The 13,729-nt window shown below is 73.3% G+C and carries 13 protein-coding genes; 8 read left to right on the top strand and 5 right to left on the bottom strand.

Going from position 1 to position 13,729, the window contains the following annotated elements; translation table 11 throughout:
• Window positions 1-107 precede the first annotated feature (107 nt).
• Window positions 108-800, top strand: coding sequence for a response regulator (locus tag ACIRD3_RS01550; RefSeq protein WP_402209870.1), 693 nt, complete (start codon window positions 108-110; stop codon window positions 798-800).
• A 192-nt stretch (window positions 801-992) separates the two neighbouring features.
• Here the strand turns inward: ACIRD3_RS01550 and ACIRD3_RS01555 are convergent, their stop codons facing one another.
• The 3 genes from ACIRD3_RS01555 to ACIRD3_RS01565 form a co-directional block, all read right to left on the bottom strand.
• The gene (locus ACIRD3_RS01555) at window positions 993-2,708 is read right to left on the bottom strand and encodes an acyl-CoA dehydrogenase family protein (protein ID WP_402209873.1); all 1,716 of its coding nucleotides are present in this window, start codon (window positions 2,706-2,708) and stop codon (window positions 993-995) included.
• A 208-nt stretch (window positions 2,709-2,916) separates the two neighbouring features.
• Window positions 2,917-3,495 carry a PadR family transcriptional regulator gene (locus ACIRD3_RS01560; protein WP_402209876.1) on the bottom strand — a complete coding sequence of 193 codons (579 nt, stop codon included), beginning with the start codon at window positions 3,493-3,495 and terminating at the stop codon, window positions 2,917-2,919.
• A 200-nt stretch (window positions 3,496-3,695) separates the two neighbouring features.
• Window positions 3,696-4,376: a helix-turn-helix domain-containing protein gene (locus ACIRD3_RS01565; RefSeq protein ID WP_402209878.1), complete on the bottom strand. Its 681-nt coding sequence runs from the start codon at window positions 4,374-4,376 to the stop codon at window positions 3,696-3,698.
• 127 nt (window positions 4,377-4,503) lie between these two features.
• Between ACIRD3_RS01565 and ACIRD3_RS01570 the strand changes: the two genes are divergently transcribed.
• Both ACIRD3_RS01570 and ACIRD3_RS01575 read left to right on the top strand, forming a co-directional pair.
• Entirely contained in the window at window positions 4,504-4,914 is a 411-nt protein-coding gene (locus tag ACIRD3_RS01570) for an ester cyclase (protein ID WP_402209881.1), read from the top strand.
• A gap of 483 nt (window positions 4,915-5,397) precedes the next feature.
• The gene (locus ACIRD3_RS01575; protein ID WP_402209884.1) at window positions 5,398-5,844 is read left to right on the top strand and encodes an SPW repeat protein; all 447 of its coding nucleotides are present in this window, start codon (window positions 5,398-5,400) and stop codon (window positions 5,842-5,844) included.
• A 151-nt stretch (window positions 5,845-5,995) separates the two neighbouring features.
• Here ACIRD3_RS01575 and ACIRD3_RS01580 read toward each other — a convergent pair whose 3' ends face one another.
• Window positions 5,996-7,411, bottom strand: coding sequence for a class II fumarate hydratase (locus ACIRD3_RS01580; protein ID WP_402209887.1), 1,416 nt, complete (start codon window positions 7,409-7,411; stop codon window positions 5,996-5,998).
• A 349-nt stretch (window positions 7,412-7,760) separates the two neighbouring features.
• Between ACIRD3_RS01580 and ACIRD3_RS01585 the strand changes: the two genes are divergently transcribed.
• On the top strand, window positions 7,761-9,737 hold the full coding sequence (locus ACIRD3_RS01585; protein ID WP_402209890.1) for a cholesterol oxidase substrate-binding domain-containing protein: 1,977 nt from the start codon (window positions 7,761-7,763) through the stop codon (window positions 9,735-9,737).
• Between the two features lie 60 nt (window positions 9,738-9,797).
• Here ACIRD3_RS01585 and ACIRD3_RS01590 read toward each other — a convergent pair whose 3' ends face one another.
• On the bottom strand, window positions 9,798-10,388 hold the full coding sequence (locus ACIRD3_RS01590) for a helix-turn-helix domain-containing protein (protein ID WP_402210753.1): 591 nt from the start codon (window positions 10,386-10,388) through the stop codon (window positions 9,798-9,800).
• Between the two features lie 233 nt (window positions 10,389-10,621).
• Here ACIRD3_RS01590 and ACIRD3_RS01595 point away from each other — a divergent pair, with 233 nt between their 5' ends.
• The 4 genes from ACIRD3_RS01595 (at window position 10,622) to ACIRD3_RS01610 (ending at window position 13,618) form a co-directional block, all read left to right on the top strand.
• Window positions 10,622-11,449 (top strand): AzlC family ABC transporter permease, encoded by an 828-nt coding sequence (locus ACIRD3_RS01595; protein ID WP_402209892.1) that lies wholly within the window; start codon window positions 10,622-10,624, stop codon window positions 11,447-11,449.
• Window positions 11,449-11,757 carry an AzlD domain-containing protein gene (locus ACIRD3_RS01600; RefSeq protein WP_402210756.1) on the top strand — a complete coding sequence of 103 codons (309 nt, stop codon included), beginning with the start codon at window positions 11,449-11,451 and terminating at the stop codon, window positions 11,755-11,757. Before ACIRD3_RS01595 ends, ACIRD3_RS01600 begins: the two co-directional genes overlap by 1 nt.
• A 224-nt stretch (window positions 11,758-11,981) precedes the next feature.
• A complete protein-coding gene (locus tag ACIRD3_RS01605) occupies window positions 11,982-13,169 on the top strand; it encodes an acyl-CoA dehydrogenase family protein (RefSeq protein WP_402209895.1) in 1,188 nt (395 codons plus the stop codon).
• 74 nt (window positions 13,170-13,243) lie between these two features.
• The gene (locus ACIRD3_RS01610; RefSeq protein WP_402209898.1) at window positions 13,244-13,618 is read left to right on the top strand and encodes a hypothetical protein; all 375 of its coding nucleotides are present in this window, start codon (window positions 13,244-13,246) and stop codon (window positions 13,616-13,618) included.
• The last annotated feature ends 111 nt before the right edge of the window (window positions 13,619-13,729 follow it).

The raw sequence follows: 13,729 nt of genomic DNA on the forward strand, positions 1-13,729 counted from the left end.
GGTGCCGGACCGGCCATCCGGTCCGCTGTGCCGCCGCGCCCGCCACGCGGACGACTTCCGAGCATGTCACGGAAAGTAGCCGGTGCGCCGCTGGTAGTGTCGGCCGGGTGGATGAAGAACAGTCGGTTGCGCCCTCGGGCCCGGGCGACACAACGCCCGTCCGTGTACTGATCGTCGACGATCACCCGCTCTTCCGGGAGGGGCTCAAGGCGGCGTTGGAGAGCGCCGAGGGCGTTCTGGTGGTGGCCGAGGCCGAGCGGCTCGCCGACGTCCCGGAGGCGGTCGCCCGGCACCGTCCGAGCGTGGTGATCATGGACCTCTCGCTGCCCGACGGCTCCGGGCTGGAGGCCGTCCGGCAGCTGTCCACCCAGGAGGCGCCGCCGCCCGTGCTGATGCTGACCATGTCGGACGACGACGGCAACCTGCTCGCCGCGCTCCAGGCCGGTGCCCGCGGCTACCTGGTCAAGGGCGCGGGCCGGGAGGAGGTGCTGCACGCGGTGCGGACGGTCGCCGCGGGAGGCGCGGTGTTCGGCGGTGAGGTGGCCGGACGGATCACCGCCCTGCTGGCCGGGGCCCGGATGCGCGAGGCCGGGCAGCTGTTCCCGGACCTCACCGCGCGGGAGGCCGAGGTGCTGGACCTGGTCGCGCGCGGGCTGGACAACCGGCGGATCGCCCGGGAGCTGGTGGTCGCGGAGAAGACCGTCCGCAACCACATCACGCACATCTTCGAGAAACTGCACGTCGCCACCCGCGCCGAGGCCGTCGCCCGGGCCCGCGACATGGGCCTCGGCGACGGCTGAGGCGACGGCTGAGCCGGCTGAGGCGGGGGCTCAAGCGGCCGAGGCGGCTGCGGCGGCGGCTCGGGCCATCCGCCTCCCACCACGGAAACGCACGACCGGGGGTGCCGGTCCGCCGACCGGCACCCCCGGGGCCCTGCACGGATCACGTCCTCCGGACCGCACGCCTCCGGATCACATCCGTACGGCGTGGACCTACGGCTGCATCTCGTAGGCGCCCGCGAGCGCCTCGACCCGCTCCCACACCCGCGCGGCCCGCGCCGCGTCCGACACCGGGCGGCGCACGTTGGCCAGCGCCCAGGCGGCCTGCTCCTCGGTGGTGGAGGCCTTGCCGTGCAGCTCGGTGGCGTGCGCGGAGAAGTCGCGGACCAGGGCGTCGAAGACCTGGTCCAGGACGTCGCGGCCCTCGTCGGAGGCGTCCAGACCGGTCAGCTCGGCCTGCTCCAGCACCAGCTGGCCGTAGACGATCAGCGCGAACAGCTGGCCGATCTCCAGCAGGAAGTCCAGGTCCGCCTGCTGCTCCTTGCTCGGCGCGTGGCCGAGGAGCAGCTCGCAGAAGCCGTCGGCCTGCTCGCGGAAGCGCGCGACGTTGGGCAGCTGCGCCTGGCGGTCGTAGGCGGTGCGCCAGTCGTGGAAGCGGATCGCGCCGAGGCCGCGGGCCGGGCCCTGGCGGAACAGGAAGGCGTCGTCGGCGGCGTCCAGGCGGGACGGCACCGGGGCGTACTCGGCCGGGGCGAACAGGTAGTTGCCCATGAACTTGAGGATCAGCGCCAGGTTGACGTGGACGGTGCCCTCCAGCTTCGGCAGGCCGCGGATGTCCTTGGCGGCCTTGTCGAAGTAGGTGTCCGCCTCGAAGCCCTTGGCCGCGATGACGTCCCACATCAGGTCGATGACCTTCTCGCCCTCGGTGGTGACCTTCATCTTGGTCATCGGGTTGAACAGCAGGTACCGGCGGTCCTCGGGGGAGGCGGTGCGGAAGTAGTCCACGGCCCGGGCGCTGAACAGCTTCATCGCGACCAGGCGGACGTACGCGTCGGTCAGCTCCCGCTTGACGTGCGGGAAGTCGGTGACCCGCTTGCCGTACAGCACCCGGTTGTGGGCGTGGGTGAGGGCCTCGTACATCGCGTGCTCGCAGATGCCGACGGACGCGGTGCAGAGGTTGAACTTGCCGACGTTGACGGTGTTCAGGGCGGCGTCGAAGGCGGCCTGGCCGGTGTGCAGCACGTCCTCGGCGCGCACCGGGTAGTCCTCCAGGCGGAACTCGCTGACGTACATCTGGGCGTTCACCACGTTCTTGACCAGGTGGTACGCCTCGTGGCGGCTGTCGGCGGCGAAGAAGACGTAGCCCTCGGGGCCCTCGACGTCCGAGCGGCGGCCGAAGACCGAGACCAGGCCGGCCACGTTGCCGTTGCCGATGTAGTACTTGGAGCCGGTCGCGGTGAAGCCGCCCTCGCCGTCCGGGGTGAGGATCATGTCGGTGGAGTAGATGTCGGCGCCGTGGGTGCGCTCGGAGAGGCCGAAGGCCATGACGTGGCCCTCCGCCAGGAGCCGGGCGGCACGGGCCCGGACGACCTCGTTCTCGCTCTGCCAGACCGGGCCGAGGCCCAGGATGGTGACCTGCCAGGTGTACCAGTATCCGAGGCCGTAGAAGCCGAGGATCTCGTTCAGCTCGGCGATCCGCGCGGTGTCCCAGCGCTTGTCCGGGTCGGCCGCGGACGGGGTCAGGAACTCCGCGAACAGGCCCTCCTTCGCGGCGAATTCGAGGAAGTCGGCGTACCAGCTGCGGTCGATGTAGGTGTCGATCAGCGCCTTCTTGCCGCGGGACTCGAACCAGTCCACGGTCGCGCGCAGCAGCCGGCGGGTCGGCTCGTCGAACTGGGCGGGGTCGTAGGTGCGCGGGTTGAAGAGCATCGGGGACTCCCGAGGTCGAGGGTGTGGGAAGCGGGTGGCGGGGCCGGGGCGCCGGCACGTCAGGACGGCCGGGCACCCGTGGTTCGGGACGGCACCGGGCGCGTCAGGACGGCGCCGGTGCGTGAGGACGGCGCCGGTGCGTCAGGACGGCACCGACGGGTCAGGACGGCCGGTCGGCATCGGGTCAGGACAGCCGGTCGGCGTCGGGTCAGGACAGCCGGTCGGCGTCGGGTCTGGACGGCCGGTCGGCGGCGAGTCGGCGCAGGGTGGCGAGCACGTCGTCGAGCCAGTCGAGGGTCATCCGCTCGAACTCGATGCCGCCGCGCAGCACCACGTGCTGCAACTCCTGCCGGGTGTCGAGGGCTTCGAGGTCGGGGAAGTCCCGCTGCTCGCCGTGCAGGTAGCGGGCGAGCAGGGCGGCGTGGGCCTCGCGGTGGCGTTCGACCTCGGAGATCAGCGCGGCCGGGTCGTCGAAGGCGGCGGCCCGGATCTTGACCGCGAGTTCGTGCCGGACGGTCTCCGGCTCGACCGGCTTGCGCAGCCAGTCGGCCAGCTCGGCCCGGCCGGCCCCGGCGGCCGAGTAGACCTTCTTGTCCGGGCGCCCGTCCTGGGCGACCTCCTCCGCGGCGACCCAGCCGTCCGCCTCCATGCGCCGCAGCACCCGGTAGATCTGCTGGTGGGTGGCGGTCCAGAAGCGTCCGATCGAGCGGTCGAAACGCCGGGCCAGCTCGTAGCCGGAGCCGGGCTGCTCCAGCAGCGAGACGAGGATCGCGTGCTCCAGTGCCATGACCCGCATCTTGCTATGCAACGAGTTGCATAGGCAATGGCGTCCCGCGAGGTTGAGACGCAGGTCACCGGTGAGACCGTCAGCGCTCGTCGGCGAAGGTCAGCGACGGTTGGCGACGGTTGGCGATCTCGCGCGTCGGCTACGGATTGTGATCAGCTGCGGCGCCGCTAGCCGGCCCGGGCCGGAGCCGGCGTGGTGCGCTACCGGAAGGCCGGGGCGAGGGTGCGGGCGACGGTCGCCACCGGGGGGAGGAAGCGGGCCGCGGCCTCCCCCAGCAAGTGGGCGTGCAGGGCCCGTTGGTGGGCGGCGCCGACGAGCAGCAGGGCCGCGGCGGACGGGTCCAGCGCGGCAGGGAGCCGGCCGGTTGCCTGGCGGGCCCGGACGGCGTCGGCGACCGCCCCGAGGGCGAGGTGCGGGCCGACCTCGCCGCCGCGTTCGGCGAGCAACCCGCGCAGCTGGGCGTCGGACTGGACGGCGCCCAGGATCGGCATGATCCGGCGGTAGAACCGTTCGAGGCGGGCGAGCAGGGCGGCGAGGTCGGCCTCCAGCTCGGCGCCGGAGCCGGTCTCCGCCGCCCCCGGGTCGGTCGCGGTCCCCGCGGCCCCGGGGGCGGTTCCGGACGCGGGCCCGGCGGCACCCTCCGGCGCGCCGAGGACGGCCGTCGCGTCGGCGAACGCGGGCAGGTGCAGTCCGATGACGGCCTGGAGCAGGCCCAGCCGGTCGCCGAAGTGGTAGAAGATGCTCGACTCCGCGACGCCCGCCCGGCGGGCGATCTCCTTGGTGGACAGCGCCAGCCCGGCCTCCCCGAGTGCCTCCTCGGTCGCCTTGAGCAGCGCCTCCCGCACCCCGGTCGAGGGCCGACCGCTTCGCGCCTGAGCCATCTCCGGCCTCCGTCTCTCCCTGCCGCCCCGACTTCTTGAGTAATCGCTCAGCAACAGGTTAACTTACTGATGGATCGCTCAGTAAGTCGCTCGGCGATCCGCTCGGATCCGTCTCGGGAGGGGACCCATGACCACCGTCGAGTACCGCAAGAACGCCGTCCGCCGCCTCTACAGGGCCCTCGAAGCCGGCGACGTGGACGTCGCCGACGAGCTGTTCACCGCGGACTTCGCCACCAGCGAGGGCAAGCATCAGAACGTGCGGGGCCCGCAGGGCTTCAAGGACGCCATCCGCGAAGTGCACGCCACCCACACCGACCCGTCGTTCGAGATCCTCGACCTGCTCGGCGAGGGCGACGACGTCGTCGTCCGCTGGCGCATGACGGCCACCCACACCGGCCCGCTGATGGGCGTCCCGGCCACGGGCAAGCGCGTCAGCACGGAGGCCTTCGCCCTGTTCCGCTTCGTCGGCGACCGCATCAGCGAGCGGCACGCGGTCATCGACCGGCTCGGCCTGGTGCAGCAGCTCAAGGGCGAGTGACCCGGACACCGCCCACACCGCCGACGGGCGGCGCACATCCGGCTGATCTGCCAGCAGTCAAGGTGCGCCGCCCTGGCCCCGCTGCTCCAGCTCCATGGAGCAGCGGGGCCAGGGCCGTCTCTGCCCGGGAAGGGGCAGCGGTCAGACCACCACGCGAGCGGACTCCTCGCCGGATCGCCAGCACCTCACCACAACGCTCAGTAACCGCTGGAGCGCAGGCTCGCCACCCACCACTGACCGAAATCGCCAACCACCACTGACCACCGCACACACAACCAGCGGAACTCCCCGTCGGCCTCGCCAACCGCCGCTGACGGTCTCAATCGGCGTGATCGGATGGTTATCGATCATTACGCCCAATAGGGTGCAAAACGTTAGAGAAGGGACAGAATGGGTACGGGGCGCGCGCGTTCACAGTCTGTGTGCCCCCCAGGTTCCGGACCACAGGAGGTGGTATCGGTGGCAACCCATATCCCGACGGGCATGGAGCACCATCCGGACATCGTCGAACTACGGGAACACTACGAGCGGGTCACCTCGACCCCCCGCGCCCAGGGTGTGGAAGCCCTGGCCGTACTGGCCGGCCTCTTCCTGGCGGCATCGCCGTGGATCGTCGGCTTCACCGCGTTCAGCACCCTGACCGTGACCTGCCTGATCGTGGGTCTGGCCTACACGGTGCTGATGGCCGGCTACGGCACGGCCTACGAACGCACCCACGCGAGGGCCTGGGCGGCCACCGCGCTCGGTGTCTGGACGATCATTTCCCCGTGGGCGGTCTCCGGTTCCGTCGCGCACGGCAAGAACATCGTCACCTGCCTCATCGCCGGTGCCGTGATGTTCCTGCTCGGACTCGCGGCGATCTCGATGGCCACCATGACCTCGAACGGAGCGGCAATGCGGCGCGGCCGGGCCGGCCGAGCCCGGGGCTGAATCCTCCCCGCAGCCCCGCCGGGGCGCGGCGGGCACGACCGCCCACCGCGCCCCGGCGCACGCCCCGGACACAACCGCCCACCGCGCCCCGGCGCACGCCCCGGACACCGTCCTCCGAGGCGCTCCGGCCCCGGCCGGGGCCCCGCGGCCGTTACGGGCGGGTCATCCGCAGCACGTCCAGCGCCTCGTCCAGCTGCTCCTCGGTGAGCTTGCCCTGCTCGACGTAGCCCCGCTCCAGCACCACCTGACGGATCGTCTTGCGCTCGGCCAGCGACTGCTTGGCGACCTTCGCCGCCTCCTCGTACCCGATGTACCGGTTGAGCGGGGTCACCACCGAGGGCGAGGACTCGGCGTACTCCCGGGCCCGTTCGACGTTGGCGGTGATGCCGTCCACCGTCCGGTCCGCGAGCAGCCGGGCGCTGGTGGCGAGCAGCCGCACCGATTCCAGCACGTTGCGGGCGATCACCGGGAGCATCACGTTCAGCTCGAAGTTGCCGCTCGCGCCGGCCAGCGTCACCGTCGCGTCGTTGCCGACCACCTGGGCGGCGACCATCAGCACCACCTCGGGCAGCACCGGGTTCACCTTGCCCGGCATGATCGACGAACCCGGCTGCAGGTCAGGCAGGTTGATCTCGCCGAGGCCGGTGCGCGGACCGGAGCCCATCCACCGCAGGTCGTTCGCGATCTTCGTGAAGCCGACCGCCACCGTCCGCAGTTGACCGCTCAGCTCGACCAGGGCGTCCCGCGCGCCCTGCGCCTCGAAGTGGTTCCTGGCCTCGGTCAGCGGCAGGTCGGTGGCGCGGGCCACCTCCGCGATGACCGCCTCCGGGAAGCCGGGCGGGGTGTTGATGCCGGTGCCCACCGCCGTTCCGCCGAGCGGGAGTTCGGCGACCCGGGGCAGTGTGGCCAGCAGCCGCTCCCGGCCGTGCCGCACCTGCGCCGCGTAGCCGCCGAACTCCTGGCCGAGGGTGACCGGGGTGGCGTCCATCAGGTGCGTACGGCCCGACTTGACCACCTCGGCGAACTCGGCGGACTTGCGCTCCAGCGCCTCCGCCAGGTGCTCCAGTGCCGGGACCAGGTCGTGCGTCACGGCGGCGGTGGCGGCGATGTGGATCGAGGACGGGAAGACGTCGTTGGACGACTGGCTCGCGTTGACGTGGTCGTTGGGGTGGACGGGGCGGCCCAGCCGCTCCCCGGCCAGGGTCGCGATCACCTCGTTGGTGTTCATGTTGGACGAGGTGCCCGAACCGGTCTGGAACACGTCCACCGGGAACTGGTCGTCCCAGCGCCCCTCCGCGACCTCCTCTGCGGCCGCGACGATCGCCTCCGCCGTCTCCCCGTCCAGGACCCCGAGGCGGGCGTTCACCCGGGCCGCGGCGGCCTTGATCCGGGCCAGCGCGGCGATGTGCGCCCGCTCCAGCCGCTGCCCGGACACCGGGAAGTTCTCCACCGCCCGCTGCGTCTGCGCCTGCCACTTCGCGGTGGCCGGTACCCGGACCTCGCCCATCGAGTCGTGCTCGACCCGGTACTCCTGCGACTCCTGCGGCTTCGCCTGCTCGTCACCCATCGCGCGCTGCACCTCCTGTACGGGCCGGTCCGGCCCGGAACGGATCTCCGATCACGACAGCCGCGAGCGGGTCCCGGGTATTTCCGGCGCGGCCACCCGGCCCCCGGAGGGGCGGTCCGGTTGCCCGTGAGGGGCCGTCCGGTCCTCCGGGAGGGGGCGCTCCGCATGCCCCGCGCCGAGGACCCTCAATCGTTGACCGGGCCGTGCTCACTCGAACGAGTGAGTCAACGACGGGTCCGCCGCAAACCTCCGTACGGCACTTCGTACGCTCCTCCCCGGGCCGGGCGGAGACCGGCCGACCCGGACGGCCGCAGCCGGGCCCGGGGGGACCAGCACGAGGGGCGGACGGATGACCAGGGGACGACAGAGCGCGGGGACGACGGACACCGCCGGAAGCACCGCCGGAAGCACCGCCGGGAGCGGCACCGGCGGCACCGCCGGGAGCGGTCTCACCCGGCGGCAGCTGCTGGGCGCCTCCGCCGCGCTCGGTGGCGCCGCCTGGATCCTGCGCGGCACCGTCGGACCGGACAGCGCCGAGGCCGCCACGCCCGCACCGCCCGGACTGCCCGACGGTACCGAGCTCTACCAGCGGGTCTTCCAGAACTGGTCCGGCGAGATCCGCACCGACCAGCTGTGGACCTGCGCGCCGCGCACCCCCGAGGAGGTCCCGGTCCTCGCCGACTGGGCGCACGCCAACGGCTGGCGCCTGCGCGCCTCGGGCTACCGGCACACCTGGGCACCGCTCACCGTCGCCGACCGGACCCCGGAGAGCGCCCGCGTCCTGCTCGTGGACACCAGCCGCCACCTGACCGCGATCGGCGCGGACTCGCCCACCACCGTCCGGGTGCAGACCGGTGCCACCGTGGAGGCCCTGCTCGCGCACCTGGCCGACCGCGGCCTCGGCCTGACCGCCTGTCCGGCGCCCGGCGAGATCACCGTCGGCGGGGTGCTCGCCATCGGCGGCCACGGCACCGCCGTCCCCGCCGCCGGCGAGGTGCGGCCGGAGGGGCACGGCTACGGCTCGGTGAGCAACCAGGTGGTCCGGCTCACCGCCGTCGTCCTCGACCCGGCCACCGGCCGCTACACGCTGCGCACCTTCGACCGCTCCGAGGCCGACAGCGCCGCCTTCCTGGTGCACCTGGGACGCGCCTTCCTCACCGAGGTCGTCCTGCGGGCCGGCGCCGACCGGCCGCTGCGCTGCGTCAGCCGACTCGACATCCCGGCGACCGAGCTCTTCGCCCGCCCGGGGGCGGCGTCCGGCGGAACCGGTGGTGCGTCCGGCGGCGGGCTGCTCGGGGGAGTGCTGGGCGGCCTGCTGGGCGGCGGCTCCGGCGGCTCCGGCGGGGACGGCCCCCGGACCTTCGCCGAGTTCGTCGAGCGCGACGGCCGGGCCGAGGCGATCTGGTTCGCCTACACCGACTACCCCTGGCTCAAGACCTGGAGCGTCGCCCCGACCAAGCCGCTCGCCTCCCTCACCGTCGACGAGCCCTACAACTACCCGTTCTCGGACAACGTCCCGGAGCCGGTGGCCCGGCTGGCCGGCGACATCGTCTCCGGCGCCTGGGCATCGGCCCCGCTCTTCGGCCAACTCCAGTACCTGGTCGCCAAGGTGGGGCTCACCGGCGACATCACCGACGTCCTCCTCTCCGGCGGCCTGCTGCGCGGCCTGCTGAGCGGCGAGGTGCTCACCCACCTGCTCGCCGGCGGGCTGCACTCCGACCTCTGGGGCCGCTCGCGTGCCCTGCTGCAGTACGTCCGTCCCACCACCCTGCGGGTCACCGCCAACGGCTACGCGATCCTCACCCGACGTGCCGACCTGCAGTGGGTGGTCAGCGAATTCGCGGCGTACTACCGGGAGTTGCTGGCCGCGTACCAGGCCCGGGGCGAGTACCCGGTGAACGGCGCGGTGGAGATCCGGGTCACCGGCCTGGACGACCCGGCGTACTCCGGCGTCCCCGGCGCCCGGCCCCCGCTGCTGTCCGCGCTGCGCCCGCGCGCCGACCGCCCCGCGTGGGACACGGCGGTCTGGCTCGACGTGCTCGCCTTCCCCGGGACACCCGGCCTGGAGCGCTTCGCCCGGGACCTGGAGCAGTGGCTGCTGCGCACCTTCGACGGCACCCGGGCGGGCCTGCGGGTCGAGTGGTCCAAGGGCTGGGCCTACACCGCCGACGCCGCCTGGTCCGACCCGGACCTGATCGACCGGGTCATCCCGGACGCCCTGCGCGCCGGCGGCGGCCCCGGCTGGGACGAGGCGGTCGCCGTCCTGGACCGCCACGACCCGCACCGGGTGTTCGGAAACCCCTTCCTGGACCGGCTGTTGAAGTGACCCGCCGTCTCTGACGGCCCGGCGGGCGCGTTCGTCAGGCGCGTCCGTCAGGCGCGTCCGTCAGATGTGTTCCATCACGATCACCGCCAGGGTGTCCGGGGCCAGGGCGCGGAACACGTGCGGCGAGTCGCCCGGGTAGCTCACGTAGTCGCCCGGGCCGAGCTCGACCGGCGCCTCCGCCGGCCCGACCAGGGCGCGCCCGGCACCGATCATCACATGCTCGACGGTCCCGGGCATGTGCGGGTCGGAGGCCCTGGTCTCGCCGGGCTGCGCCTCGATCCGGTAGATGTCCCGGCGGGCGTTGGGCGGGCAGGAGGAGAGCACGGTGGCGGCGTAGTCGGCGCGCTCGGAGTGGGTCACCGGGCCCTCGCCGGCCCGGATCACCTTGACCGCGGGGCGCGGCGGGTCGACCAGTCGGCTGAACGGCACGTTCAGCGCGACCCCGAGGGCCCAGAGCGTCTCCACGCTGGGGTTGCCCGCGCCCGACTCCAGCTGGGAGAGCGTCGACTTGGCGATGCCCGCGCGCCGGGCCAGCTCGGTCATCGACAGCCCGCTGCGCTCGCGCTCGCGGCGGATGGAGGCGGCGATCTGGCCGATCAGCTCGGTCCCGGAGCCGCCGGCGACCGCGGCCGGGGTGGTGTGGTCACTCATGCTCGCCACTCACGCTCTCCTCTGACTCCTTCGCCGACCGTGGGCCGCCGCCGTCCGGGTCTCCGGTGGTGTCCGGCTCCGGCTCCGGCTTTCCGGCCTGCCGGTGCGGCCGGTGCCGTTCATGCTGCCACGGCCGCCCGGGCCCGCGGAGACGTCCGGCGGGCCGGCGTTCGTTCTGTCGGTCTTCTTGTTCGCCTTGACGAACCGGTCGCGGCGGGTTCACTCTGATGGACATGCGTTCGCTCATCCGAACACTGGAGCGCGCCACCCTGCGTGACATCGCTCTGGTCTGCCTGGCCGACGCCCTCGTCGGCGCCTCCTTCGGCGCGATCAGCGTCTCCGGCGGCCTGCCCCTCTGGGTGCCGGTCGCGCTCTCCGTCCTCGTGTTCGCGGGCGGTTCCCAGTTCGCGGCGGTCGGCGTGGTGCTCTCCGGTGGCGGCGCGCTCGCGGCGGTCGCCACCGGGCTGGTGCTCAACGCCCGGCTGCTGCCCTTCGGCTTCACCGTGGCCGACGCCCTCGACGGCCCCTGGTGGCGCCGGGTGATCGGCGCCCAGCTGATCACCGACGAGTCCGCTGCCTTCGCCCTGCAGCAGAGCGAGCCGCGACGGCGCCGAGCCGCGTTCTGGCTCTGCGGGACCGCCCTGTTCGTGGTGTGGAACGTCGCGGTGCTGCTCGGCTCCGTCGCGGGCGGCCTGATCGGGGACACCGACGCGCTGGGCCTGGACGCCGCCTTCCCCGCCGTCCTGCTCGCCCTCGTCCTGCCCTCGCTCACCGACCGGCGCACCCGTACCGCGGCGCTGGTGGGCGCGGTGGTGGCGGTCGCGGCGACGCCGTTCGTCCCGGCCGGGCTGCCGGTGCTGCTGGCCCTGGTCGGGCTGCTGTTCGCGGGCCGGCCGGCGGCGGGGTCGGAGGGGGCTGCGGTGTCCGCGGGGTCGGAGGAGTCTGCGGGGCCCGCGGGATCTGCAGGGTCCGCGGGCTCCGAGAGGTCTGCGCAGCCCGCGGGGTCCGGGACGCGGAAGGCGGATCCGACGCAGGTCGAGGAGAAGGAGGCGGTCCGATGATGCCGTTGTACGCGGTGCTGCTGCTGGCGGTCGGCACGTACGCCTTCCGGTTCGCCGGGCCGCTGCTCGGCGGTCGGCTGGCCCTCTCGGAGCGCCTGCGGCACCTGCTGGCCGTCGCGGCGGCGGTGCTGCTGGTCGCCCTGGTGGCGACCGGTGCGCTGACCCAGGGGCACGGTTTCGCGGGGTGGGCCCGTCCGGTGGGTGTGCTGGTCGCGGGGGTGCTGGCGCTGCGGCGGGCGCCCTTCCCGGTGGTGGTCGTCGCGGGCGCGGCGACGACGGCGGTGCTCCGGCTGTGCGGGGTGGCATGAGCGCCGCCCCCGCACGGGGTGGCACGAGCGCGGCCGCCCTCGTACGGGGTGGGGCGGGCGCCGCCCGCTGAGGCGCCGTCACCCCGCGCTGTCGCTTTCCTCACGCGTTCGCGCCCACCCACGGCCGGGCCGGGTGCGGAATACTCGCCGGTACTCCGAACACGCGCCGGTACTCCGCCGACTCCGCCGAGACCGGTGCCCTGCCGAGACTGCAAGGAGCTTCGATGACGAAGCCGAACCGGATCGACCCGTCCGACCTGCTCGCCGTCGGCGACCTCCTCTCCGACGAGGAGCGGCTGATCCGCGACACCGTCCGCCGGTTCACCGAGGAACGGATCCGCCCGCACATCGGCGAGTGGTTCGAGCGCGGGGTCTTCCCGGCCCGCGAACTCGCCCCCGAACTCGGCGCCCTCGGTGTCCTCGGCATGCACCTCGACGGCTACGGCTGCGCGGGCGCCGGCGCGGTCGCGTACGGCGTGGCCTGCATGGAGCTGGAGGCGGCCGACTCCGGGCTGCGCAGCTTCGTCTCCGTCCAGGGCTCGCTCGCCATGCGCTCGATCCACGCCTTCGGCTCCGAGGAGCAGAAGCAGCGCTGGCTGCCCGGCATGGCCGCGGGCGAGCTGATCGGCTGCTTCGGCCTCACCGAACCGGACTTCGGCTCGGACCCGGCCAACATGCGCACCCGGGCGGTCCGCAAGGGCGGCGAGGGCGGCGACTGGGTGCTGTCCGGCAGCAAGATGTGGATCACCAACGGCAGCATCGCCGACGTCGCCGTCGTCTGGGCGCAGACCGAGGAGGGCGTGCGCGGCTTCCTGGTCGAGCGCGGCGCCCGCGGCCTGACCGCCACCGACGTGCACGGCAAGCTCTCCCTGCGTGCCTCCGTCACCAGCGAGCTCGCCTTCGACGAGGTGGTCCTGCCCGCCGACGCGGTGCTCCCCGGGGTGGTCGGCCTGCGCGGCCCGCTCTCCTCCCTCAACGAGGCCCGCTACGGCATCCTCTGGGGCACCGTCGGCGCCGCCCGCGACTGCTACACCTCCGCCCTGGACTACGCCAGGAGCCGGATCCAGTTCGACCGCCCGATCGCCGGCTTCCAGCTGACCCAGCAGAAGCTGGTCGAGATGATGCTGGAGGTCGAGAAGGCCTACCTGGTGGCGCTGCGGATCGGCCGGCTCAAGGAGGAGGGCGCCGCCCGCCCGCCGCACATCAGCTTCGGCAAGCTCAACAACGTCCGCACCGCGCTGGACATCGCCCGCAGCGCCCGCACCGTCCTCGGGGCCAACGGCATCACCACCGAGTACCCGGTGCTGCGGCACGCCAACAACCTGGAGTCGGTGCTCACCTACGAGGGCACCAGCGAGATCCACACCCTGGTCCTCGGCGAGGCCATCACCGGCGAGTCCGCCTACCGCTGACGGGCCGTCCGCCCCTCGTGATCAGGGGAAATCCGGTGGCCGGGCGCGACCGTGCCCGGCTACCGTGCCCGTCCATGACCAGCACGCACGTCCGGACGCCCCCGACCACCACCCTCTGGCGCCCCACCGGGCCCGAGGAGCTGGCGCTGGTCGAGGCCGCCGACCGGCGCGCCTGGCCGCCCCGGCTGCCAGACCAGCCGATCTTCTACCCGGTCCTCGACGAGGACTACGCGATCCGGATCGCCCGGGACTGGAACGTGCCCGCCTCGGGCGTCGGCTACGTCACCCGCTTCGAGGTCGAGACCGGGTTCCTCGCCCGCTACCCCGTACGGCAGGTCGGCGGCCGGACGATCCTGGAGCTCTGGGTGCCCGCCGAGGAGCTGGAGGAGTTCAACCGGCACATCGTGGGGCGCATCGAGGTCGTCCACGAGTTCCGGCCCCAGCCGTGACGGGCCCGCGGGCACTGCCCCCGGCCCGCTGACCAGCACGCCCGTCCGTCCGCGCGGCCCGCTGACCAGCGGCGCGGAGGCCGCCCGACACCTCGCGGACACCCGCCGTTC

It is taken from the genome of Kitasatospora sp. NPDC093550 (assembly GCF_044764985.1).
Lineage (GTDB): Bacteria > Actinomycetota > Actinomycetes > Streptomycetales > Streptomycetaceae > Kitasatospora.

Excerpts from the sequence above, each read along its gene's own strand:
- ACIRD3_RS01575 (WP_402209884.1), top strand. The coding sequence starts at position 5,398 with ATGGAGCACCATCCGGACATCGTCGAACTACGGGAACACTACGAGCGG.
- ACIRD3_RS01570 (WP_402209881.1), top strand. The coding sequence starts at position 4,504 with ATGACCACCGTCGAGTACCGCAAGAACGCCGTCCGCCGCCTCTACAGG.
- ACIRD3_RS01610 (WP_402209898.1), top strand. The coding sequence starts at position 13,244 with ATGACCAGCACGCACGTCCGGACGCCCCCGACCACCACCCTCTGGCGC.
- ACIRD3_RS01555 (WP_402209873.1), bottom strand. The coding sequence starts at position 2,708 with ATGCTCTTCAACCCGCGCACCTACGACCCCGCCCAGTTCGACGAGCCG.
- ACIRD3_RS01585 (WP_402209890.1), top strand. The coding sequence starts at position 7,761 with ATGACCAGGGGACGACAGAGCGCGGGGACGACGGACACCGCCGGAAGC.
- ACIRD3_RS01600 (WP_402210756.1), top strand. The coding sequence starts at position 11,449 with ATGCCGTTGTACGCGGTGCTGCTGCTGGCGGTCGGCACGTACGCCTTC.
- ACIRD3_RS01590 (WP_402210753.1), bottom strand. The coding sequence starts at position 10,388 with ATGAGTGACCACACCACCCCGGCCGCGGTCGCCGGCGGCTCCGGGACC.
- ACIRD3_RS01595 (WP_402209892.1), top strand. The coding sequence starts at position 10,622 with ATGCGTTCGCTCATCCGAACACTGGAGCGCGCCACCCTGCGTGACATC.
- ACIRD3_RS01605 (WP_402209895.1), top strand. The coding sequence starts at position 11,982 with ATGACGAAGCCGAACCGGATCGACCCGTCCGACCTGCTCGCCGTCGGC.
- ACIRD3_RS01560 (WP_402209876.1), bottom strand. The coding sequence starts at position 3,495 with ATGGCACTGGAGCACGCGATCCTCGTCTCGCTGCTGGAGCAGCCCGGC.
- ACIRD3_RS01565 (WP_402209878.1), bottom strand. The coding sequence starts at position 4,376 with ATGGCTCAGGCGCGAAGCGGTCGGCCCTCGACCGGGGTGCGGGAGGCG.
- ACIRD3_RS01580 (WP_402209887.1), bottom strand. The coding sequence starts at position 7,411 with ATGGGTGACGAGCAGGCGAAGCCGCAGGAGTCGCAGGAGTACCGGGTC.